This is a genomic window from Flavobacterium quisquiliarum, assembly GCF_019308285.1.
GTDB lineage: Bacteria > Bacteroidota > Bacteroidia > Flavobacteriales > Flavobacteriaceae > Flavobacterium > Flavobacterium quisquiliarum.
Genome location: NZ_WWEM01000011.1, coordinates 164,244 through 186,226, shown reverse-complemented (window position 1 = coordinate 186,226; position 21,983 = coordinate 164,244). Strand labels below are relative to the sequence as shown.

Sequence of the window (21,983 nt, the reverse complement as noted above, 5' to 3'; positions counted from 1 at the left end):
GAACAAATCTGTTTTTAAAACCCAATTGTTTATTTTTACAGACTAATATTTTTAATATGTCGACTCAAAAACGCCTTTTTCTTCTAGATGCTTATGCACTAATTTTTCGTGGTTATTATGCCTTTATTAAAAACCCGAGAATCAACTCAAAAGGGATGGATACATCTGCAATTATGGGTTTTATGAACTCACTTTTGGATGTTATTAAAAGAGAAAAACCAGATCATTTGGCTGTTGCTTTTGATAAAGGCGGAAGTCATGTAAGAACCGAAATGTTCGTTGAATATAAAGCCAATCGCGATGAAACGCCAGAAGCTATAAAAATTGCCGTTCCTTATATTCAGGAATTACTAAAAGCGATGCACATTCCGATTATTGAAGTAGAAGGCTGTGAAGCTGACGACTTAATTGGAACAATCGCCAAACAAGCCGAAAAACAGAATTACAAAGTTTTTATGGTAACTCCAGATAAGGATTTTGCACAATTAGTTTCTGAGAACATTTTTATGTACAAACCAGCCCGTATGGGTAACGGAATCGAAATTTGGGGAGTTCCTGAAGTTTTGGCAAAATTTGAAATCGAAAGACCAGAGCAGGTAATTGATTTTCTTGGAATGATGGGTGATGCTGTCGATAATATTCCGGGACTTCCTGGAGTTGGTGAAGTGACTGCTAAAAAATTCCTGAAAGAATTTGGAACCATGGAAAACCTTTTGGCAAATACAGATAAGCTGAAAGGTAAAATGAAAGAAAACATTGAAGCCAATAAGGAAAAAGGAATTCTTTCTAAAAAATTGGCTGCGATTATTACAGATTGCAATGTTACTTTTAATGAAGATGATTACGAGCTTTCTCGTCCAGATATCGAAAAAACAGATGCTATTTTTCAAGAATTAGAATTCAGAAGAATGGCGGAACAGTTTGATAATTTGTTTAAAACAGATGGAACGCAGACTGCAACTCCAGTTTCTGATGCTAAATTGTATAAAAAACCACAGCCTAAAAACGAAGACCAATTTGATCTTTTTGGAAGCACTTTAACAGAAGATCATGCAGATGCTCCAAGAACCTCATTCTACAATACTTTAGAAGATACTCCACATTCTTACCAGACAGTTCAAGGTGATTTAGGTGTAAAACTGCTTTTGCAGAATTTAGAAAAACAGACTTCAGTTTGTTTTGATACCGAAACTACAGGAATTGATGCTTTACATGCAGAATTGGTTGGAATGTCGTTTTCTTATGAAAAAGGAAAAGCATTTTATGTTCCGTTTCCAGAAAATCAAGAAGAAGCAAAAGCTTTGCTTGAAAAATTTGTTCCGTTTTTTGAAAATGAAAACATTGAGAAAATAGGTCAGAATTTAAAATACGATTTAAAAATTCTTTCTAATTATGGCGTAACTGTAAAAGGAAAACTTTTCGACACGATGATCGCGCATTATCTGATCAATCCGGATATGCGTCATAATATGGATATTTTGGCAGAAACCTATTTAAAGTATTCTCCAAAATCTATTGAAACTTTAATTGGTAAAAAAGGAAAAAATCAGCTTTCGATGCGTGATGTTCCTTTAGAAGATATTAAAGAATATGCCGCAGAAGATGCTGATATTACTTTACAGTTAAAAGAAATCTTCACCACTGAATTAGACAAAACAGAGACTAAAAAGTTGTTTGACGAAATCGAAATTCCATTAGTCAGTGTTTTAGCTGCAATGGAAACCGAAGGAATTCGTTTGGATGTTGATTTCTTAAAAGAAATGTCTAAAGAGATGGATGTTGAAATCAAATCTCTTGAAGAACAAATCTATGAAACTGCCGGCGAGAAATTCAATTTGGCTTCTCCGAAACAACTAGGAGATATCTTATTTGACAAAATGAAAATTGGAGGCGCTAAACAAAAGAAAACTAAAACAGGTCAATACGCGACTGGAGAAGAAGTTCTAACTTATTTAGCAAACGATAACCCAATCGTAAAACAAATTTTGGATTGGCGTCAGATGGTAAAACTACAAAGCACTTATATTTTAGCTTTACCAGAACAAGTTGATAAAAAAACGCAACGCGTTCATACCGATTATATGCAGACTGTTGCTGCAACAGGACGTTTGAGTTCTAACAATCCGAACTTACAGAATATTCCAATTCGTACTGAAAGAGGCCGTCAGATTCGTAAAGCTTTTGTAGCGCGCGATGAAAATTACACTTTAATCTCTGCCGATTACTCGCAGATTGAATTACGAATTATTGCCGCTTTGAGTGGTGAAGAAAATATGATAAAAGCTTTCCAAGACGGTGAAGACATTCATAAAGCAACTGCTGCTAAAGTTTTTAACGTAGCTTTAGAAGAAGTTTCACGCGAACAAAGAAGCAACGCTAAAACGGTAAACTTCGGAATCATCTACGGTGTTTCTGCTTTTGGATTAAGCAATCAGACTTCATTATCCAGAAGCGAAAGTGCTGCTTTGATTGATGCTTATTACAAAACTTATCCACGTCTTAAATCATATATTTCTGAACAAGTTGAATTTGCACGCGAAAAAGGTTATGTACAAACTATTTTAGGACGCCGTCGCTATTTAAAAGATATTAATTCTGCAAATGCCGTAGTAAGAAGTGCCGCTGAACGAAATGCTGTAAACGCACCAATCCAAGGAAGTGCTGCCGATGTGATTAAAATTGCTATGATTAATATCCACAAAAAACTTCGTGACGAAAACTGGAAATCTAAAATGTTACTTCAGGTACATGATGAGCTTGTGTTCGATGTTCACAACGATGAACTCGAAAAAATCCAGCCAATGATTAAACATGAAATGGAAAATGCTTTTAAAATGTCTGTTCCTTTAGAAGTTGAACTTGGAATGGGTAAAGACTGGTTAGAAGCACATTAATATATTTTAAAACTTTTTTAATGGAAAATTTACCTTATTTTGAATCAATCGATCTACAAGAACTAAAAGAATATTATGTCGTTAAAATTGATTTGAACGGAAGAAAAACCAGCATTGATTTAAACTTTGAAAACAAGTCTATTGACAAGGACTCAATTCAAAAAATCAAAACTTTTCTAGAAAGCATTCCCAAATTTCATCTACAAAATAAGTCTTATATAAATAACGATTTTGAAGAAGGAGATGGCGAGACAAAAGATTATATAAACTTTTATTTCGACGAACTTGACCAAGATGAAATATCAAACATAATTAATATTAATGATATAAAAACTCCAAAAGAAATTTTACTTCTTAATGAATTGAAATTAAATAGAATTGGGCTTTATCCCGATGGAAAATACAACACAGACTATTACGCTGTATTCGATTATTCAATAGATATAGATGGAGAACCTTGTGAACAGCTTTTAGTAGTTAAAACAAATGAAAAAGGAGATTTGGATCACATTGCGTGGGAAAGTTAAAAACATAAAAAAACCATCAGCTTAAACTGATGGTTTTTCTTTTTATCTAAACTTTTCTAGTCGATTCTCTTTCTTTCAATTTCGTCTTGATTACGATTGTTTCATATTCCGAAACCGTTCCTTCCGGTTCTTCTAATCTTTCGATTAATCTTTTAGCCGCTACTTCTCCAATTTCAACTCCATGCTGACTTACAGTTGTTAAACTAGGCGATAAACGTCTGGAAGCTAAAATTCCGTCAGCAAAACCAATAATTGAAATGTCTTCCGGAACTCTATATCCTTTTTTCAAACTCACTCTTAATGCTGCAACCGAATCATTTTCATCCAAAGCAAAAATTCCATCGATTTTATGATCAAAAATACCTTCGATTTTAGCTTTCATATCTTCTTCAGAATCGGTACGAAGAATAATTTTTTCATTAACTGGAATATTATTGTCTTTCAAAGCTTTCAAATATCCTTCTGTTCTTAGTTTTCCAACACTAATATTATCTACAGAAGAAATCAGAGCGATATTTTTACATCCTAGATTAATTAAATGCTGTGTTGAGTTGATAGCCGAATCATAATCGTCTACTACTACTTTATCACAATCTACTTCATCAGCAATACGGTCAAACATTACGATTGGTGTTCCGTCATTTATGATTTCAGAAAAGTGATTGTAGTCTTGAAGTTTTTGAGCTTCTTGAGAAACCGACAAAATAAATCCGTCGATAGTTCCGTTGCTCAGCATTTCTAATGTATGAACTTCTTTCTCAAGAGATTCATTAGAAATACAAGTAATTACATTATATCCTTTTTTATCGGCAACTTTTTCGATACCACTAAAAACTTTCGCAAAGAAAGAGTTTAAGATATTAGGTATAATCACTCCAATCGTTTTGGTTTTACGATTCTTTAAATTCAGACCAATAACATTTGGCTTATAATTTTTGAGTTTGGCATACTCCTTAATCTTCACCTTCGTTTGTTCGCTAATTTCCGGACTGTCATTCAATGCTTTAGATACAGTCGAAACAGAAACACCAAGTTCTTTCGCAATTTGTTTTAGAGTTGCTTTAGCTTTCATCCATTAAAAGTTTAAGTAATTAATACAAATATAGTAGAATTACCGAAAATAAAACAAAAAACAACTATCAGTATTTCAAATTATGCCATCTTTTCGAAATAATTCTAAAAAAGAATGATTTTTCTGAAACCGCATATCCTAAAATTTCGTTAATAACTAAATACCTATGAACTAAAAAACCAATGTTGTTAACCTAATAAAAAACTTGATTATGAAAAACGAAGTTAAAATTCATGAAGTTGACCCTTCACTGAATAGCAGAAGGAGCTTTCTTAAGCTTAGCGGATTAACATTAGTAACCACTGGTTTGGTTCTAGCTGGATGCAGCGACAATGATGATAACAATAATATGGAAGACACTTCTCTGCCAGGAATACGAAATGGTGTCTTCGATTTAGGTTCTGGAGATTTTGGCGTTCTTACCTACGCCTACGCCCTAGAACAATTAGAAGCCGATTTTTATACTAAAGTTGTTAATGCAAGTAGTTTCAATAGTACATTCAGCACAGTTGAGCGTCAGGTATTGACAGACTTGTATCATCACGAAGTGGTTCACAGGGACTTTTTTAAAGCAGCCTTAACTGGAGCACTTCCCGATCCTAGTTCACAATTACTTCCTACTTTAGCCTTTAATTACGGCTCTTTAAATTTTAACAGCCGTACAGAAGTTTTAGCTACAGCGAAAGCATTGGAAGACACAGGCGTTGCTGCTTATAATGGCGCAGGTAAATTAATTAAAACTGCAGACTACCTATTATTGGCAGGAAAAATTGTTTCTGTTGAAGCCAGACATGCATCAGCCATAAGAAGTTTAATTAATCCGAATTCTAAAGATTTTGCCGGAGATGATATTGTAAATATGTCAACAGGTTTAGACGATGCAAAAGACCCATCTAAAATACTGCCAATTGCAGCCAATTTTATTACTACAAAATTCACTGCTAAATACTTGCCTTAATCTTAACCGCTAAAACTTAGAAATTATGAACATTTTAAAATTTATAGAATCCTTTACTGATGACAATTTAATAAATAGCACTGGTTCTCGCAGAGACAGTTTTTCTCAGTTTGGAAATATCGGAAAAAATTTAGCTTTGGCATCAATCCCATTCGGTTTGTCTGCTCTTGCAAATAAAGCTTTTGCTAAAGACATAACAGCAACACCTGCAACTCCAATCGGAGCACTTCAGTTTGCCTTAACTTTAGAATATCTTGAAAACGAATTTTATGCTATGGCATTGGATTCTGGGGTAATTCCTGCTTCTGAAAATGGCGGGAGAGACTTAAAAGTTTTTCAACAAATAGCAGCACACGAATCTGACCATGTAAAATTCTTAATTGCAGGATTGGGCGGAACAGCAAGTGCTAACTTTGTTCCAAAACCAACTTTTGATTTTACAGTTGGAGGGGCATTTAATCCTTTTGGAGATTATCCAACCTTTCTAGCTCTTGCGCAAGCTTTTGAAGATACTGGAGTTCGAGCCTATAAAGGACAAGCTGCAAATCTCATTACCACACCCGATTTATTAACTGCTGCATTACAAATCCATTCTGTTGAAGCTCGTCATGCATCTGAAGTTAGAAGACTTAGAGGTTTAAAAGGTTGGATTTCTAATTCAGAACGAGGTGCCGGTATGCCAGCGGCAACACAAGCAGTTTATGATGGTGAAGGTGTAACAATGCAGGCGGGATTCAATACAGCTACCGCTTTTGGCGCAACAGCAGGCTCAGAAGCTTATGATGAACCACTTACAACCCAACAAGTAGTTGATATAGCTAACATATTTATTGTATAATAGTTTTTTCTTTTAAATATTTAACCGTCTTTGCTTTATTGTAGAGACGGTTTTTTTATTCCCTAATTAATCCAAAAACTGAACCCCTGATTTTCAGCAGATAAAATATTCTTTCAGGTATTTGGTTTTAAAATAATTAATTGTACTTTTGCATCCCCTTTATTGGGGATGGAATGTTTAATTAAAATAATATTATGGACGCATTAAGCTACAAAACAGTTTCAGCAAACAAAGCCACTGTAACTAAAGAGTGGATTGTTGTTGACGCTGAAGGTCATAACTTAGGACGTCTTGCTTCTAAAGTTGCAATGATCTTAAGAGGTAAGTACAAGCCAAGTTACACACCGCACGTTGACTGTGGAGATAACGTAATTGTTATCAACTCAGAGAAAATTAACCTTACAGGTACAAAAATGAATGACAAAATTTACATGCGTCATACAGGTTACCCAGGAGGACAAAGAACTTTAACTGCTAAAGTATTGCAAGCTAAAAATCCAGCTGCATTAGTAGAAAAAGCTGTAAAAGGTATGTTACCTAAAAACAAATTAGGTGCTGAACTTTTTAGAAATCTAAATGTTGTTGTAGGAGCTGAGCACAAACACGGAGCTCAAAAACCTAGAACTGTTAACCTAAATGATCTTAAGTAATGGGAGTTATTCACAAAATCGGTAGAAGAAAAACCGCTGTTGCACGTGTATACGTTTCTGAAGGAACTGGAAACATCACTGTAAACAAAAAAGAATTCGCAACTTACTTTCCAACTGCAACTTTACAGTACAAAGTTTTACAACCGCTTTCTATGACAGAAAACGCTGGTAACTTTGACGTAAAAGTAAACGTTTACGGAGGTGGTACAACTGGTCAGGCAGAAGCTGTAAGAATGGCATTAGCACGCGTAATGTGTGAAGTTAACGCTGAAAACAGAGCTATCCTTAAACCAGAAGGTTTATTAACAAGAGACCCTAGAATGGTTGAACGTAAGAAATTCGGTCAGAAGAAAGCTCGTAAGAGATTCCAATTCTCTAAACGTTAATATTACCTGTCTTGTTCAGATGGGACAAGACATTATCAATTATTTATTGAAATTAAAAAACACAGTTATTGTTGCTCTCCTATCGAGGTAGGATATAGTTTAGCATCTAAATGTATAAAGCCAGAGAAATCGCCATTTATACATTGCTAATCAACAGAACGTAAACTAGTACAAAAATGGCAAACAAAATAGAAGTAAAAGAATTACTAGAAGCAGGTGTTCACTTCGGACACATGACTAGAAAATGGGATCCAAATATGGCTCCTTACATTTATATGGAGCGTAATGGTATTCACATTATCAATCTATATAAAACTGCAGCTAAAATTGAAGAGGCTAATGAAGCTTTGAAAAAAATCGCTGCATCAGGTAGAAAAATTTTATTCGTAGCTACCAAAAAACAAGCAAAAGACATCGTTGCTGATAAAGCAAAAGCTGCAAACATGCCTTACATCACTGAAAGATGGCCAGGTGGTATGTTGACTAACTTCGTAACTATTAGAAAGGCAGTTAAAAAAATGTCTTCTATCGATAAAATGAAGAAAGATGGTACTTTCAACACTTTATCTAAAAAAGAGCGTTTACAAGTTGATCGTCTACGTGCTAAATTAGAGAAAAACTTAGGTTCAATTGCTGATATGTCTAGACTACCTGCAGCATTGTTCGTAGTAGATATCAAAGCTGAACACATCGCAATAAAAGAAGCTCAAAAATTAAACATTCCAGTTTTCGCAATGGTTGATACGAATTCTGACCCAAGAGAGGTTGATTACGTGATTCCTGCAAATGATGATGCTTCTAAATCAATTGACAAAATTTTATCTTTAGTGACTACTGCAGTAATCGAAGGTCTTTCTGACAGAGGTGCTGAAAAAGAAGTTGAAGCTGCTGAAGAAGCTCCTGCTGTTGAGGCTGAAGCTGCTCCTGCAACTGAAACTGAAGAATAAATCAAATTTTAAATTCCAAATTTTAAATTCCAAAATCCAAGACAAAATTAAAAACGTTATGTTGATAATTTATTAAAATTGGAGTTTGGGATTTAAAAGCTGGAATTTTTTACTTTTAAAAACATATTAAAACTTAAAATATTATGGCAACAATTACTGCTGCAGACGTAAATAAATTAAGACAATCTACAGGTGCCGGAATGATGGACTGTAAAAAAGCTTTAGTTGAAGCTGAAGGAGATTTCGATAAAGCGATACAAATCCTTAGAGAAAAAGGACAAAAAGTTGCTGCTAACCGTTCTGACCGTGAGTCTTCTGAAGGGGCTGCTGTTTCTTTTATCAATGCAGACAACACTAAAGGAGCGATCCTTACTTTAAACTGCGAAACTGACTTCGTAGGTAAAAACGAAGCTTTCGTAACTTTAGCTAAAGATTTAGTTGAAAAAGCGATCAACTTCTCTACTAAAGAAGAATTATTAGCTTCTGATTTCAACGGAATCACTGTTGCTGAGAAATTAATCGAGCAAACTGGTGTTATCGGTGAAAAAATCGAAATCGGTGGTTTTGAAATTTTAGAAGGTGCTTTCGTTGGATCTTATGTTCACGTTAACAAAATTGCTGCTTTAACTGCAATTTCTGCTCCAGTTGCTAACGCTGAAGCTTTAACAAAAGACATCTCTATGCAAGTTGCTTCTATGGGAGCTGACACATTATCTTACAAAGATTTTGATCCTGCTTTTGTTGAGTCTGAACTTGCTGCTCGTATTGCTGTAATTGAAAAAGACAATGAAGAAGCAAAACGTTTAGGAAAAACTTTAAAAAATGTTCCTAAATACATTTCTTTCTCTCAATTAACTCCTGAAGTTATCAAACAAGCAGAAGAAGATGCTAAAGCTGAATTAAAAGCTGAAGGTAAACCAGAGCAAATCTGGGACAAAATCCTTCCAGGAAAAGTACAACGTTTCATTTCTGACAACACTTCTTTAGATCAAGAAAAAGCTTTACTTGATCAAAACTTCATCAAAGATGACAGTAAAAAAGTTGGTGATTACGTAAAAGGATTCAACGTTGAAATCACAGGTTTCAAAAGAGTTACTTTAGGTTAATATATTATTTCAATATTTAAAAAGCCCGAATATTTAGTTATTCGGGCTTTTTTATATTGATTAATTTTCAACTGGAAAATTTCTGGCACGCATCAAAGCATCAGATTTTGGAGCATGTCCTCTAAAATCTTCATACATTTTTTCATTATCTACCGTATTTCCTGCGCTTAGAACAATATCATAAAGGCGTTTGGAGACTTCTTTATCAAAAGGCCCTTTTCCTTCTAAAAATGCTTCATAAGCATCGGCATTGATTACATCGGCCCATAAATAACTATAGTATCCTGCTGCATATCCGTCACTTGAAAAAATATGGGCAAATTGCGGAATTCTATGTCGCATCACAATTTCTGACGGCATATTAATTGCTGCCAAAATCTGCTTTTCAAATTGATGCGGATTCACTTTTTCTGTAGTTAAATGCAACTTCATATCTACAAACGAACTTGAAATCGTTTCTACAGTTGCAAAACCTTCATTAAAATTAGCCGCTTGTCCTATTCGATCTACTAATGATTGTGATAAAGGTTCATTAGTTTTATAATGAAGCGCAAACTTATTCAACACTTCTGGAGTTGCCAGCCAATGTTCTAACAATTGCGAAGGAAATTCTACATAATCTCTTGCGACAGAAGTTCCTGATAAACTCGGATACGTCACATTAGAACACAATCCATGTAAAGCGTGACCAAATTCATGAAACAAAGTTGTTGCATCATCCCAGGAAATTAAAACTGGATCGGTGGCATTTCCTTTTATGAAATTGCAATTATTAGAAACAATCGGAAGCACTTTTCCGCTTATTTTCTGCTGATCTCTATGAGAGTTCATCCAGGCTCCCGATCGCTTACCTACTCGCGCGTAAGGATCAAAATACCACAAACCTACAACTTCTCCCGTATTTTTATGATTGACCTCCCAAACTCGAACATCTGAATGATAAACAGGAACATCAAATAATTGTTTAAAACCAAGATCAAACAACTCTCCTGCTGTCCAAAACATTCCTTCACGCAAATTCTCTAACTGCAGATATTGCTTAATTTCGTTTTGATCTAAATCATATTTTGCTTTACGGACTTTCTCTGCATAATAGCGATAATCCCAAGGCTGAATTTTAAAATTACTACCTTCTTCATCTACCATTTCCTGCATAGCCGAAACATCGTTTTTTACTTTTTCAACAGCCGGTTTCCAAACCGAATGCATTAAATCCAATGTTTTCTGAGGATCTTTTGCCATTTTATTAGACAAACTCCACTCAGCAAAATTCTTGAATCCTAATATTTTTGCTTTCTTGGCTCTTAACTCTAAAATTGAAACAAGCGTTTCATTTGTATTATTTGAATTATCATTATCACCTCTTTTCACAAAAATATCAAACGCTTTTTCTCTTAAATTTCTTTTATTAGAAAAAGTCAAAAAAGGTTCAATGGAAGATCTGGTGTTTCCGATACAAGCCAAAACATTCAATTTCCTTTCCTTTGCTTCGGCAATTGCCGCATTTTTAAATTCTTCAGGAAGTCCTTCCAAATCACTTTCTGAATGCAGTTCCAAATACTGATCATTTTCTTCTGCCAGTAGTTTTTGACTGAAAAGCGTAAAAAGTCCGGCAAGTTCCTGATTAATTTTTGCTACTTCTGATTTATCTTCTTTATTCAACTCTGCTCCTTCTCTAACAAAATCAGTGTAATACAACCAAAGCAAACGTTGTTGTTCAGAATCCAAGTTTTTACTTTCTTCTGATTTATACAATTCTTCTATCCTTAAAAACAGTTTCTCGTTTTGATAGAGTTTATCGCTAATCTCAGCCAATTTTGGAGACATTTCCGTATCGACTACATTAAATTCCGGACTGCTTAAATTAGATCTATAAATTCCATAAACCGCATGAATTCTATCCAGTTTTTCTCCTGAAAGTTCTAAAGCTTTCACTGTATTATCAAAAGTCGGCTTTTCTAAATTGTTTGCAATAGAATCAATTTCTTCCAATTTTTCCTGAATAGCAAATTCAATAGCGGGTTTAAAATCAGCTATTTTATATTTTGTAAAATCCGGCACGCCTCCATAAGGCCCTGACCATTCTTGAAGTAACGGATTAGTTTCTTTTTCCATAATCAAATCATTTTATAAAGTTCCTCCAAACACTTTTCTTTAAATTTGAAGTGTGAGAATCTCAAAAGTAACCAATCAGAATCAAACTTCAAATGGATGTTATTTTAAAAATTTACTAATATCAGGTTTTAAAAAATAGCTTAAATTTGAAACTTCATAACCAAAACAACATGTTTAAAACCAGAAAAGAGATTGTTTTTGTAATTCTTGCAGGAATATTTATCACGAATGCTGTTGTAGCAGAGCTTATTGGAGGAAAATTAATTCAGGTTGGGCCTTTTGTAATGAGTGTAGGAATTCTCCCTTGGCCGATCGTTTTTCTGACAACCGATTTAATTAATGAATATTTTGGCGAAAAAGGAGTAAAAAAACTTTCTTTTATCACAGCCTGTTTAATTGCCTATGCTTTTCTGATTCTATTTATGGCCATTACTATTCCGGCCGCAAAAGGAATCAGCCCTGTCAATGACGATCAATTTCAAGCTGTTTTTGGACAGAGTATGTGGATTATTGTCGGAAGTTTAATTGCTTTTATGGCATCGCAGCTAATTGACGTCTGGATTTTCTGGTTTTTCAAAAACAGAACAGGAGAAAAGAAAATATGGCTGAGAGCTACAGGTTCTACAGTAATTTCACAATTATTTGATTCGTTTATTGTTCTTGGAATTGCTTTTTGGCTTCCCGGAAAAATTGATTTTGACACTTTTATTTCTTCAGGATTAATTGGTTATACTTTCAAATTAGCCATTGCCATTTTATTAACTCCCGCCATTTACTTGGGACATCACTTAATTAAAAAGTATTTGGAAAACGATAAGCACCATAAAAATCAGGAACAATAGAATGAAGCATTGTAAAATACTACTATCAATCATGCTGTTAAGTTTTGTGAGTTGTTCTAAAGACGTTAAAAAACAACTACTAGAAGTTACTGATAAGATTACGAATAAAATAGAGACTATTTCAGAAAGTACTGTTGAAACCGTAAATAAATATAAACAATCCATTGTAGACAAAATCACAACAACGGAAGCAACTTCTGAGAATGTAAAACCTTTAGCTGATAGCATTGCAGTAAATGCAGAAGCTGAAAATGAAAAGTTTTTAGGAATTACCGCTTTTAAGAAGTTTATAGCCGACTGTAAAACAGGAGAGACTATAACACAAAAAGAACTTATTGAAAACCACAATATTCCAGCTGACGGAATTAAATTAATAAAAAGCATTACCAAAACTGCAGAAGATGAAATTGAAGTAAAATGGAAATCGACTTGGTTTATTGAAAAGATTTCGGATGCAAAATTTAATGATGCGAAAATTAAATTCAAGTTTGAGGCGAATAAAATATATACTTCAGGACAAGCAATCGGAATCAAATACAAAAAGAAAGTTTATACCGATTTAATCATAATTGGAACAAAAGCTTATATACCGAGCGTAAAAGGCTATCACTGGAAAATTGGAAAATAATGGAAGATAAGATTAGATGCGGCTGGTGTACCTCAAGCGATTTATACAAAAAATACCATGATGAAGAATGGGGAGTTCCAGTTTATGACGATCCTACCCTATTTGAGTTTTTAATTCTGGAGACTTTTCAAGCAGGACTAAGCTGGATTACGATTTTAAATAAAAGAGAAAACTTTAGAGCTGCTTTTGATTATTTCGATTACAAAAAAGTAGCCAATTATTCTGAAGAAAAAATCGAAGAGTTAATGCAGAATACCGGCATTATTCGCAATCAACTTAAAATTAAAGCTGCGGTTTCAAATGCACAGGCTTTTATGAAAGTTCAGGAAGAATTTGGAACTTTCTCCGATTATATCTGGAAATATACTGATGGAAAACCTATCATAAACAATCCTAAAACTTCAAAAGAAGTTCCTGCAACTACGCCACTTTCAGATGAAATCAGCAAAGATTTGAAAAAAAGAGGATTTAAATTTGTTGGTTCCACCGTTATTTACGCGCACATGCAAGCCACCGGAATGGTCAATGATCACGCGGAAGATTGCTTTATCCGCAAGGAAAAATAGCCACAGATTTTCAGTTTCGGTTTTCAGTTTTTCAAAAACTTGAAACATGAAACCTGAAACTTTCAAACAAATTTTATTACATTTGCTTCACACTTTAGGGGTGTCTACAACTTGTAGGCTGAGATTTTACCCTCTGAACCTGATCTAGTTCATACTAGCGTAGGGAAAAGTAAGATGACTTCTTGAACGCATTTCTGTGCGTTATTGTAGCCATTCCTATTGTGTATAACTATACACTAAACTTAAAGGAATGGAACTAAAAATCAATCAACAAACTAAACATTTCAATGCTGAATCGCTAAGCGTTCAATCATTGCTCGATCTCGAAATTCCGCAAAAACAAAACGGAATCGCCGTTGCTATTAACAACACCGTTGTTCCAAAAACCAAATGGAACGAATTCTTCGTACAAGAAACTGACGAAATTTTGATTATTTCTGCTACCCAAGGAGGTTAGAATTTAAATTTCAAAAAATATCCCGAGGCTTCGGGACTAAATTCCAATTACATACTGGTTGTAGACGCACAGCAGTGCGTCTCTACAGTAACTCATAACCCATAACTCATAACTTCTTTCCTATGACTACAGAAGAACAAATTTCCAGAACCCCATTTCCAAATTCTAAAAAAGTTTATATCGATGGAGAAATTCATCCAATAAAAGTAGCTATGCGAGAAATTCATCTTAGCGACACCAAACTTTCAAACGGAGGAATCGAAAAAAATCCTCCTGTAACTGTTTATGATACTTCTGGGCCTTATACTGATCCAAATGTTGAGATTGATATTCGAAAAGGATTACCACGCTTACGTGAAAGTTGGATTCTTGATCGAAATGATGTTGAAGTTTTAGACCAAATCACTTCTGATTACGGTCAAAGCCGATTGAAAGATGAAACGCTAAATCATTTACGTTTTGAATATCTGCATCAGCCAAAACGTGCCAAAAAAGGCGCAAACGTCACACAATTATATTATGCCAAACAAGGAATAATTACTCCAGAAATGGAATATATTGCCATTCGTGAAAATCAGAGAATCGAACTTTTAAACGAGCAGACCAAAACAATGCAATGTCAACATAGCGGACAAAGTTTTGGAGCCAATACACCAAAAAGCAAAATCACTCCGGAATTTGTTCGTTCTGAAGTTGCTTGCGGAAGAGCCATAATTCCAAACAATATCAATCATCCCGAAAGTGAACCCATGATTGTCGGGCGCAATTTCTTGGTAAAAATAAATGCCAACATTGGAAATAGTGCTGTTACTTCGAGCATTGAAGAAGAAGTCGAAAAAGCCGTATGGGCTTGTCGCTGGGGAGCTGACACGATTATGGATTTATCTACAGGAAAAAATATTCATGAAACCAGAGAATGGATTATTAGAAATTCACCAGTGCCAATTGGTACAGTTCCAATTTACCAGGCATTAGAAAAAGTAAAAGGAATTGCCGAAGATCTAACTTGGGAGATTTTCCGCGATACTTTGATTGAACAAGCTGAACAAGGTGTTTCGTATTTTACGATTCATGCAGGGGTTTTACTTCGTTACATTCATTTAACCGCAAATCGAGTTACCGGAATAGTTTCGCGTGGCGGTTCCATCATGGCAAAATGGTGTTTGTTTCATCATAAAGAAAATTTCTTGTACACCCATTTTGAGGAAATCTGCGAAATCATGAAACAATATGATGTTGCTTTTTCTCTTGGAGATGGTTTACGCCCGGGTTCCATTGCCGATGCGAATGACGCGGCACAATTTGCCGAATTAGAAACCTTAGGCGAATTGACCAAAATTGCATGGAAACATGATGTTCAAGTTTTTATTGAGGGCCCAGGACACGTTCCAATGCACATGATTAAAGAAAACATGGACAAACAATTAGAACATTGCCATGAAGCGCCATTTTACACTTTAGGCCCTCTGACAACAGATATTGCACCAGGTTATGATCATATTACTTCTGCAATTGGTGCAGCGATGATTGGTTGGTATGGTTGTGCAATGTTGTGTTATGTAACGCCAAAAGAACATCTAGGCTTACCGAATAAAAAAGATGTAAAAGATGGTGTTATTACTTATAAAATTTCGGCTCACGCTGCCGATTTGGCCAAAGGGCATCCGGGAGCGCAATATCGCGACAATGCTTTGAGTAAAGCCCGTTTTGAATTTCGCTGGGAAGATCAGTTTAATTTGGCTTTAGATCCAGATACAGCAAGAGAATTTCATGATGAAACGCTTCCTGCAGATGGTGCAAAAGTGGCTCACTTCTGCTCAATGTGCGGGCCTAAATTCTGCTCTATGAAAATCTCTCAAGAAATCAGAGATGTCGCTGCCGCAGAAAAAGGAATGCAGGAGAAATCAGAGGAGTTTATTGAGCAGGGGAAAGAGATTTATATTTAATTTTTTTAGAGAATATAGGAAAGAATATAGAAAAAAGATATGGTTTTAATTTCAGATCCTTTTGCTGTTGTAAACGAAATCAAGACAATTCATTCTTTGTTTGAAGAAGGATTGTCTTTGCTCCATATTCGGAAACCTGATTTTTCTGAATTGGAAATGGCACAGTTTATTCATCAGATAAAATTGGAATTTAGAGAGCAACTTGTCTTGCACAATCATCATAAACTGGCAGAAGATTTTGGAATTAACCGATTTCATTTTTCCGAAAAAGAAAGAAAAAACAATTCAGTCTTTCCTGCAAGGTTTACAAAACCTTGTAGGTATAAATGCGAATCAATTTCAACATCAACACATTCAATAGAAGATTTTAATTCCTTAGAAAACGATTTTGATTATGCATTTCTAAGTCCTGTTTTTCAAAGTATTTCAAAAGAAAATTATCTGCCAAAAACAGATCTTTTTGAAGCATTAAAATCAAGAACAAATTATAAAACAAAAGTAATCGCTTTAGGCGGAATTGATCCTGAAAATATTCAAGAAACGCTTGAAGGAGGTTTTGATGATGTTGCACTTTTAGGAACAATTTGGAACAATGAAAATCCTGTAAAACAATTTAAATTATGTCAGAAAATCGTCCATTCGTACTTACAATCGCAGGTTTAGATCCGTCCGGTGGTGCTGGGATTTTGGCTGACATCAAAACATTTGAACAGCATAAAGTTACTGGTTTTGCCATTGCGACTGCCAATACTATTCAGACCGAAAATAAATTTCACGAAATACAGTGGACAAATCTGAGTTTTGTAATTCGTTCTATGGAAACGCTTTTTTTAAGTTATAAAATCAATGCCGTAAAAATTGGGGTTGTTCCTTCTTTGCATTATTTAAACCGAATTCTTTCGACTATAAAACTGCTGTCTCCAACAACACAAATTGTTTGGGATCCTGTTTTGAAATCGACAACAGAATTCGAATTTTTAAGCATTGAAGATCGCTTAGATTTAAACAAAATCCTTTCAAAAATTGATTTAATTACGCCAAATTATATAGAAATTGAAAAATTACTTCCTGGTTTTATAAAAGATCATCTTTGGATTGAAAATGAAACTTCCACTGCAATTCTTTTAAAAGGCGGTCATAATTTAAATGAAGTTGGGAAAGATCAATTGTTTTTAAAAAATAAAATCATCGACTTGTTTGCTTCGGAAAAAGATTGTACTGAAAAACATGGTTCAGGCTGTGTGCTTTCTTCAGCAATAGCTTCCAATTTAGCTTTAAATCAGACTTTAGAAATGGCTTGTAAAAATGCCAAAACCTATATCGAAAAATACCTGAGTTCAACATCAACCTTAATCGGATATCATTATGTATAGCAAACTGCAATATATTTCGCAAGGCGAAACCATCGAAACACAACTGTACAACATTCATCAAGCTCTTGATGCTGGATGCAATTGGGTTCAAATGCGATTTAAAAACCAAACTGCGCAAGATACTTTCACTTTAGCAGAAGCAGTAAAACTTTTATGTGAAGAATATTTGGCAACTTTTATTGTAAATGATGATTTACATCTTGCCAAAAGAATTGCTGCAGACGGAGTTCACTTAGGCCTAACCGACACAAAAATTGACGAAGCACGAGCCATTTTAGGCTCAACAAAAATCATAGGTGGCACTGCTAATACTGTTGAAGACATTCATAATCATGTTCAAAATGGTTGTGATTATATTGGTTTAGGACCTTTTCGTTTTACTGCCACAAAAGAAAAATTAAGTCCAATTTTAGGATTATCGGGCTATTTTGATATTCTTCAGAAAATGAAAAAGAATAAAATTGAAATTCCGGTTTATGCTATCGGAGGTATTACGCTGCGAGATGTAAATCCGTTAATGGAAACAGGGATTCATGGAATTGCAGTTTCTGGAATCATCACAGAAAGTCTGGAAAAGAAAATATTAATTCAACAATTAAACGAAAAATTATATGCAAACGTCATTGTTTAATATTGGAGATAAAAGCTTCAAATCCCGTTTGTTTTTAGGAACGGGAAAATTTGGATCGAATGAAGAAATGGAGGGTGCCATTTTAGCATCAGAAAGTGAATTGGTTACAGTTGCACTTAAACGCATTGATTTGGAAACGGATACTGATGCTATTTTGTCTCATTTAAAACATCCTAATATTAATTTGCTTCCTAATACTTCGGGAGCGCGAAATGCCAAAGAAGCCGTTTTCGCAGCACAATTGGCTCGTGAAGCATTAGAAACAAACTGGGTAAAACTGGAAATTCATCCTGATCCAAAATACTTAATGCCGGATCCGATTGAGACTTTAAAAGCAACAGAAGAATTAGCTAAACTTGGCTTTATAGTTCTTCCGTACATTCACGCTGATCCTGTTTTATGCAAACATTTAGAGAATGTTGGAACTTCAGCAGTAATGCCTTTGGGTTCGCCTATTGGAAGCAACAAGGGTTTAAAAACGATAGATTTCTTAGAAATAATAATTGAACAAAGCAATATTCCTGTTATTGTTGACGCTGGAATTGGCGCTCCATCTGATGCTGCAAAAGCCATGGAAATTGGTGCCGATGCTGTTTTGGTAAACACCGCAATTGCCGTTGCCGGAAATCCAAAATTAATGGCTGAAGCATTCAAAGAAGCTGTTATGGCAGGAAGAAAAGCTTTTGAAGCTCGAATTGCTAATCAGCAGAATTATGCTTCGGCTTCTAGTCCTTTGACTGCTTTTTTATTTGAATAATTTTTTTTTCCACGCAGATTTTGCAGATTTAGGCAGATTTAATAAAGATTAATATTCTCTTTATCTGTGAAATTCTCATAAAGACCGCTTATGAAAAAGAAAGAAAATTCTTTATTTTTAAGTCGAATTTAAATTAAAGAATAATGAATAAAAATGAATTATCATATTTAATACGTGGAGCAATTTTTAAAGTATATAATAATTTAGGACCAGGATTATTTGAGTCTGTTTATGAAAGCGCTTTATTTTATGAATTGGAAAAATTAGATCTAAAAGTTAAAAGACAGATAGAAATTAGTATTAATTATGAAGAAATAATACTTGACACAGCTTTTAGACTTGATATATTAGTTGAAGATAAAGTAATTATCGAATTAAAATCTGTCGAAGAATTATCACCAATACATTTCAAACAAATAGCAACTTATCTTAGACTTTCTAATAAGAAATTAGGATTACTGGTAAACTTTAATACTCTTAATATTTTAAATGACATCAAAAGAATTGCCAATAAAATATAGAAAATGAAGAATGTCAATAAATAAAAATCACTTTTAATCTGCTTAAATCTGCAAAATCTGCGTGAAACAAAATCAAACTATGAACACATTTAAATCTATTTTTGAGCAATATAATTGGGATGATATTCAATCCAGAATATACCAAACCACATCAAAAGATGTCGAACGAACTTTGGCTAAAACCAAATACAATCTCGATGATTTTTTGATATTAATCTCTCCTGTCGCCCAAAATTATTTAGAACAAATGGCACAGAAATGCCATGAAATTACCAAGAAACGTTTTGGGAAAACCATTCAAATGTACGCTCCATTATATTTGAGCAACGAATGCCAAAATATTTGCACTTATTGCGGTTTCAGCTTAGACAATAAAATCAAGCGAAAAACATTAACTGATTCAGAAATAAAACTAGAAGTCGAAGCGTTAAAAAACACAGGTTTTGATCATGTTTTATTGGTTACTGGCGAAGCAAACTATACCGTAAACATTAATTATTTCCTGAATGCAATTAATTTAATTAGAAAAGAATTTTCAATTATTTCTGTTGAAGTGCAGCCACTTTATACAGAAGATTACGAACGTTTGCATGATGCTGGAGTTTACTCCGTTTTAGTTTATCAGGAAACGTATCATCAGGAAGTTTACAAAAAATATCACACGAAAGGCAAAAAATCAAATTTTGATTATAGACTTGAAACTCCAGATCGCATTGGAACTGCTGGAATTCATAAAATTGGCTTAGGTGTTTTGTTAGGTTTGGAAGACTGGAGAACGGACAGCTTTTTTAATGCTTTGCATTTAGATTATCTTCAGAAAAAATATTGGCAGACGAAATATTCTGTTTCGTTTCCTCGCTTGCGTCCTGCTGAAGGAATTATCGAACCCAATTTTATTATGGATGATAAAGATTTGACGCAATTGATTTGTGCGTATCGTTTGTGGAATGAAGACTTAGAGATATCAATTTCAACAAGAGAAAATGAAAAATTCAGAAACAATATTATTCCAATTGGAGTTACAAGTATGAGCGCCGGTTCTAAAACAAATCCGGGCGGTTATGTCGTCGATCCTCAATCTTTGGAGCAATTCGAAATCAGTGATGAACGTTCGGCAGAAGAAATTTCAAAAATCATAAAAAACAAAGGTTACGAACCAGTTTGGAAAGATTGGGACAAGAGTTTTGCTTAAAAATTCCAAAAAATTAAATTCCAAATTCCAAAAATCTAAAATCAACAATCTAAAATCTAAAATCTAAAATCAAAAGTGAGCATTATACAAGAATTCCTTCGTTATAACAGACAAACTATACTGCCTGAAATTGGCGACGAAGGTCAGGAAAAATTAAAAAAAGCCCGAGTTTTAGTAATTGGCGCTGGCGGTTTGGGCTGTCCAATTTTACAATACATTGCAACGGCTGGAGTTGGTTTTATCGGAATTATGGATTTTGATACGATTGAGATTCATAATCTTCATAGACAAATTTTATATACCGAAAATGAAATCGGAAAACAAAAATCGATTGTTGCCAGAGAAGTAGTTTCAAGACTGAATCCGTTAATTGAAGCTGTTTCTATAAATGAGAAACTAACAGCTGAAAATGCCTCGCAAATTATTGAGCAATTTGATATAATTGTCGATGGTTCAGACAATTTCACAACGCGTTATTTGGTAAATGATACTTGTGTGAAACTTGGAAAACCTTTAATCTATGGAAGTATTTTAAAATTTGAAGGTCAGATTGCTGTTTTTAATCATAACGGAAGCAAAAACCTTCGTGATTTATTCCCTGAAATACCTGATCCAAAAGATGTTCCGAATTGTAATTTGAATGGAGTTCTGGGAACTTTACCGGGAATTATTGGCAATATGATGGCGCATGAAACGCTGAAATTGATTCTAAATTTACCAACTTTAAAGAATGAACTGGTAATTTTTAATACGCTAAACTGGAACTTTACAAAACTGAATTTCTAAAAAACGAGTGTGTCTCCAACTGAAATATTTCCTGTGTTTAAACTCACAATATTGGTTCCAAATAAAACTGAATTATCTACATTTCTGTATTTACTCAACGTTTTTAAGGGTTCTTTTTTTAAACGTCCGTTTTCTGGATCGTTATTGACCATAACGCATCTTCCGCAAGGTTTTATGTTTTTAAACTGAACTTCTCCTATTTTAAAAGTTGTAAAATCATCTTCTTCATGAGCTTTTTTTGTGCTTACGACAATGTTGGGACGAAATCTTTTAATGGTGATTTTCTCCTCTAGTTTCTCATTTAAAAAATCAAGGCTTTCTGTTCCAATCAATAAATAAGGATAACCATCTGCCAAACTTACGTTGAATGTTTCTTGTAATCTAGAGCTTTCATGTTTACGGGCTCCGTTTTTAAGTATTTTGACCAATTTACATTCAAAACCTAAATGCTGGCTGAACCATTTTGATGTTTCCTGATTTACCTCAACCACTTCGCTTTGATCATCCCAAACATTCACTTTTAAAGTATTTCCGAAATGTTCATCAATAGAAAATTCATGTTTTTGACCTTCAAAAGTAATATTGATTTTTCCATCTGAAATCTGTGGATAAAACTGACTCATGATACGATGTTCTCTTTGTGTCAGCATTTGATTTTCAGCATCAATCAACATCCATCTGCGGTCGTTTTCAAATCCCATTTCTTCCGCTTTTGCAGAAGAGAGACTGATTCCGGCAAGGCTTTTAATTGGATAAATATAAATCTCTGTCACAATATGAATTGTTCCCAT

At 34.3% G+C, this 21,983-nt stretch carries 23 protein-coding genes and 1 riboswitch; of the genes, 20 read left to right on the top strand and 3 right to left on the bottom strand.

What is annotated here, in order from left to right:
* Positions 1-56 precede the first annotated feature (56 nt).
* Entirely contained in the window at positions 57-2,894 is a 2,838-nt protein-coding gene (polA, locus tag GSY47_RS03840) for a DNA polymerase I (protein ID WP_179003102.1), read from the top strand.
* Between the two features lie 20 nt (positions 2,895-2,914).
* A complete protein-coding gene (locus GSY47_RS03835; RefSeq protein ID WP_179003103.1) occupies positions 2,915-3,421 on the top strand; it encodes a DUF2004 domain-containing protein in 507 nt (168 codons plus the stop codon).
* Positions 3,422-3,467: 46 nt separating this feature from the next.
* Here GSY47_RS03835 and GSY47_RS03830 read toward each other — a convergent pair whose 3' ends face one another.
* Entirely contained in the window at positions 3,468-4,493 is a 1,026-nt protein-coding gene (locus GSY47_RS03830) for a LacI family DNA-binding transcriptional regulator (protein ID WP_179003104.1), read from the bottom strand.
* Between the two features lie 211 nt (positions 4,494-4,704).
* On the opposite strand from GSY47_RS03830, the gene GSY47_RS03825 reads away from it, so the two are divergent.
* From GSY47_RS03825 to tsf, 6 genes are all read left to right on the top strand, one after another.
* Entirely contained in the window at positions 4,705-5,451 is a 747-nt protein-coding gene (locus GSY47_RS03825; protein WP_179003105.1) for a ferritin-like domain-containing protein, read from the top strand.
* Between the two features lie 25 nt (positions 5,452-5,476).
* Positions 5,477-6,289: a ferritin-like domain-containing protein gene (locus GSY47_RS03820; RefSeq protein WP_179003106.1), complete on the top strand. Its 813-nt coding sequence runs from the start codon at positions 5,477-5,479 to the stop codon at positions 6,287-6,289.
* 194 nt (positions 6,290-6,483) lie between these two features.
* Positions 6,484-6,939, top strand: a complete 456-nt coding sequence (rplM, locus tag GSY47_RS03815) for a 50S ribosomal protein L13 (RefSeq protein WP_179003107.1) — start codon at positions 6,484-6,486, stop codon at positions 6,937-6,939.
* Complete coding sequence (gene rpsI, locus GSY47_RS03810) at positions 6,939-7,325, top strand: 30S ribosomal protein S9 (protein WP_026728618.1); 387 nt, start codon at positions 6,939-6,941, stop codon at positions 7,323-7,325. The genes rplM and rpsI overlap by 1 nt, the downstream gene beginning before the upstream one ends.
* Positions 7,326-7,501: 176 nt before the next feature.
* Complete coding sequence (gene rpsB / locus GSY47_RS03805; protein WP_008466790.1) at positions 7,502-8,272, top strand: 30S ribosomal protein S2; 771 nt, start codon at positions 7,502-7,504, stop codon at positions 8,270-8,272.
* A 143-nt stretch (positions 8,273-8,415) separates the two neighbouring features.
* Entirely contained in the window at positions 8,416-9,378 is a 963-nt protein-coding gene (gene tsf, locus GSY47_RS03800) for a translation elongation factor Ts (RefSeq protein WP_179003108.1), read from the top strand.
* A 60-nt stretch (positions 9,379-9,438) separates the two neighbouring features.
* Here tsf and GSY47_RS03795 read toward each other — a convergent pair whose 3' ends face one another.
* Positions 9,439-11,493 carry a M3 family metallopeptidase gene (locus GSY47_RS03795; protein ID WP_179003109.1) on the bottom strand — a complete coding sequence of 685 codons (2,055 nt, stop codon included), beginning with the start codon at positions 11,491-11,493 and terminating at the stop codon, positions 9,439-9,441.
* Positions 11,494-11,663: 170 nt separating this feature from the next.
* On the opposite strand from GSY47_RS03795, the gene GSY47_RS03790 reads away from it, so the two are divergent.
* From GSY47_RS03790 to GSY47_RS03735, 12 genes are all read left to right on the top strand, one after another.
* Positions 11,664-12,335, top strand: coding sequence for a queuosine precursor transporter (locus tag GSY47_RS03790; RefSeq protein WP_179003110.1), 672 nt, complete (start codon positions 11,664-11,666; stop codon positions 12,333-12,335).
* A 1-nt stretch (position 12,336) separates the two neighbouring features.
* Positions 12,337-12,963, top strand: coding sequence for a hypothetical protein (locus GSY47_RS03785; RefSeq protein WP_179003111.1), 627 nt, complete (start codon positions 12,337-12,339; stop codon positions 12,961-12,963).
* Positions 12,963-13,529: a DNA-3-methyladenine glycosylase I gene (locus tag GSY47_RS03780; protein WP_179003112.1), complete on the top strand. Its 567-nt coding sequence runs from the start codon at positions 12,963-12,965 to the stop codon at positions 13,527-13,529. The genes GSY47_RS03785 and GSY47_RS03780 overlap by 1 nt, the downstream gene beginning before the upstream one ends.
* Before the next feature lie 86 nt (positions 13,530-13,615).
* Positions 13,616-13,712: riboswitch (TPP riboswitch) on the top strand.
* A 67-nt stretch (positions 13,713-13,779) separates the two neighbouring features.
* A complete protein-coding gene (gene thiS / locus GSY47_RS03775; RefSeq protein WP_179003113.1) occupies positions 13,780-13,986 on the top strand; it encodes a sulfur carrier protein ThiS in 207 nt (68 codons plus the stop codon).
* A gap of 122 nt (positions 13,987-14,108) precedes the next feature.
* On the top strand, positions 14,109-15,932 hold the full coding sequence (gene thiC, locus GSY47_RS03770; RefSeq protein ID WP_179003114.1) for a phosphomethylpyrimidine synthase ThiC: 1,824 nt from the start codon (positions 14,109-14,111) through the stop codon (positions 15,930-15,932).
* Between the two features lie 39 nt (positions 15,933-15,971).
* Positions 15,972-16,595 (top strand): thiamine phosphate synthase, encoded by a 624-nt coding sequence (locus GSY47_RS03765; RefSeq protein ID WP_179003115.1) that lies wholly within the window; start codon positions 15,972-15,974, stop codon positions 16,593-16,595.
* Positions 16,553-17,305 (top strand): hydroxymethylpyrimidine/phosphomethylpyrimidine kinase, encoded by a 753-nt coding sequence (locus GSY47_RS03760; RefSeq protein WP_179003116.1) that lies wholly within the window; start codon positions 16,553-16,555, stop codon positions 17,303-17,305. Before GSY47_RS03765 ends, GSY47_RS03760 begins: the two co-directional genes overlap by 43 nt.
* Positions 17,298-17,936, top strand: coding sequence for a thiamine phosphate synthase (locus tag GSY47_RS03755; protein ID WP_179003117.1), 639 nt, complete (start codon positions 17,298-17,300; stop codon positions 17,934-17,936). The genes GSY47_RS03760 and GSY47_RS03755 overlap by 8 nt, the downstream gene beginning before the upstream one ends.
* The gene (locus tag GSY47_RS03750) at positions 17,917-18,693 is read left to right on the top strand and encodes a thiazole synthase (protein ID WP_317197895.1); all 777 of its coding nucleotides are present in this window, start codon (positions 17,917-17,919) and stop codon (positions 18,691-18,693) included. Before GSY47_RS03755 ends, GSY47_RS03750 begins: the two co-directional genes overlap by 20 nt.
* A gap of 143 nt (positions 18,694-18,836) precedes the next feature.
* Entirely contained in the window at positions 18,837-19,214 is a 378-nt protein-coding gene (locus GSY47_RS03745; RefSeq protein ID WP_179003118.1) for a GxxExxY protein, read from the top strand.
* A 79-nt stretch (positions 19,215-19,293) separates the two neighbouring features.
* On the top strand, positions 19,294-20,406 hold the full coding sequence (thiH, locus tag GSY47_RS03740) for a 2-iminoacetate synthase ThiH (RefSeq protein ID WP_179003119.1): 1,113 nt from the start codon (positions 19,294-19,296) through the stop codon (positions 20,404-20,406).
* 75 nt (positions 20,407-20,481) lie between these two features.
* Positions 20,482-21,192 (top strand): HesA/MoeB/ThiF family protein, encoded by a 711-nt coding sequence (locus GSY47_RS03735; RefSeq protein WP_179003120.1) that lies wholly within the window; start codon positions 20,482-20,484, stop codon positions 21,190-21,192.
* Here the strand turns inward: GSY47_RS03735 and GSY47_RS03730 are convergent.
* Complete coding sequence (locus GSY47_RS03730; protein WP_179003121.1) at positions 21,189-21,983, bottom strand: MOSC domain-containing protein; 795 nt, start codon at positions 21,981-21,983, stop codon at positions 21,189-21,191. The two genes, GSY47_RS03735 and GSY47_RS03730, sit on opposite strands and share 4 nt — an antisense overlap.

Excerpts from the sequence above, each read along its gene's own strand:
- polA (WP_179003102.1), top strand. The coding sequence starts at position 57 with ATGTCGACTCAAAAACGCCTTTTTCTTCTAGATGCTTATGCACTAATT.
- GSY47_RS03835 (WP_179003103.1), top strand. The coding sequence starts at position 2,915 with ATGGAAAATTTACCTTATTTTGAATCAATCGATCTACAAGAACTAAAA.
- GSY47_RS03830 (WP_179003104.1), bottom strand. The coding sequence starts at position 4,493 with ATGAAAGCTAAAGCAACTCTAAAACAAATTGCGAAAGAACTTGGTGTT.
- GSY47_RS03825 (WP_179003105.1), top strand. The coding sequence starts at position 4,705 with ATGAAAAACGAAGTTAAAATTCATGAAGTTGACCCTTCACTGAATAGC.
- GSY47_RS03820 (WP_179003106.1), top strand. The coding sequence starts at position 5,477 with ATGAACATTTTAAAATTTATAGAATCCTTTACTGATGACAATTTAATA.
- rplM (WP_179003107.1), top strand. The coding sequence starts at position 6,484 with ATGGACGCATTAAGCTACAAAACAGTTTCAGCAAACAAAGCCACTGTA.
- rpsI (WP_026728618.1), top strand. The coding sequence starts at position 6,939 with ATGGGAGTTATTCACAAAATCGGTAGAAGAAAAACCGCTGTTGCACGT.
- rpsB (WP_008466790.1), top strand. The coding sequence starts at position 7,502 with ATGGCAAACAAAATAGAAGTAAAAGAATTACTAGAAGCAGGTGTTCAC.
- tsf (WP_179003108.1), top strand. The coding sequence starts at position 8,416 with ATGGCAACAATTACTGCTGCAGACGTAAATAAATTAAGACAATCTACA.
- GSY47_RS03795 (WP_179003109.1), bottom strand. The coding sequence starts at position 11,493 with ATGGAAAAAGAAACTAATCCGTTACTTCAAGAATGGTCAGGGCCTTAT.
- GSY47_RS03790 (WP_179003110.1), top strand. The coding sequence starts at position 11,664 with ATGTTTAAAACCAGAAAAGAGATTGTTTTTGTAATTCTTGCAGGAATA.
- GSY47_RS03785 (WP_179003111.1), top strand. The coding sequence starts at position 12,337 with ATGAAGCATTGTAAAATACTACTATCAATCATGCTGTTAAGTTTTGTG.
- GSY47_RS03780 (WP_179003112.1), top strand. The coding sequence starts at position 12,963 with ATGGAAGATAAGATTAGATGCGGCTGGTGTACCTCAAGCGATTTATAC.
- thiS (WP_179003113.1), top strand. The coding sequence starts at position 13,780 with ATGGAACTAAAAATCAATCAACAAACTAAACATTTCAATGCTGAATCG.
- thiC (WP_179003114.1), top strand. The coding sequence starts at position 14,109 with ATGACTACAGAAGAACAAATTTCCAGAACCCCATTTCCAAATTCTAAA.
- GSY47_RS03765 (WP_179003115.1), top strand. The coding sequence starts at position 15,972 with ATGGTTTTAATTTCAGATCCTTTTGCTGTTGTAAACGAAATCAAGACA.
- GSY47_RS03760 (WP_179003116.1), top strand. The coding sequence starts at position 16,553 with ATGTCAGAAAATCGTCCATTCGTACTTACAATCGCAGGTTTAGATCCG.
- GSY47_RS03755 (WP_179003117.1), top strand. The coding sequence starts at position 17,298 with ATGTATAGCAAACTGCAATATATTTCGCAAGGCGAAACCATCGAAACA.
- GSY47_RS03750 (WP_317197895.1), top strand. The coding sequence starts at position 17,917 with ATGCAAACGTCATTGTTTAATATTGGAGATAAAAGCTTCAAATCCCGT.
- GSY47_RS03745 (WP_179003118.1), top strand. The coding sequence starts at position 18,837 with ATGAATAAAAATGAATTATCATATTTAATACGTGGAGCAATTTTTAAA.
- thiH (WP_179003119.1), top strand. The coding sequence starts at position 19,294 with ATGAACACATTTAAATCTATTTTTGAGCAATATAATTGGGATGATATT.
- GSY47_RS03730 (WP_179003121.1), bottom strand. The coding sequence starts at position 21,983 with ATGGGAACAATTCATATTGTGACAGAGATTTATATTTATCCAATTAAA.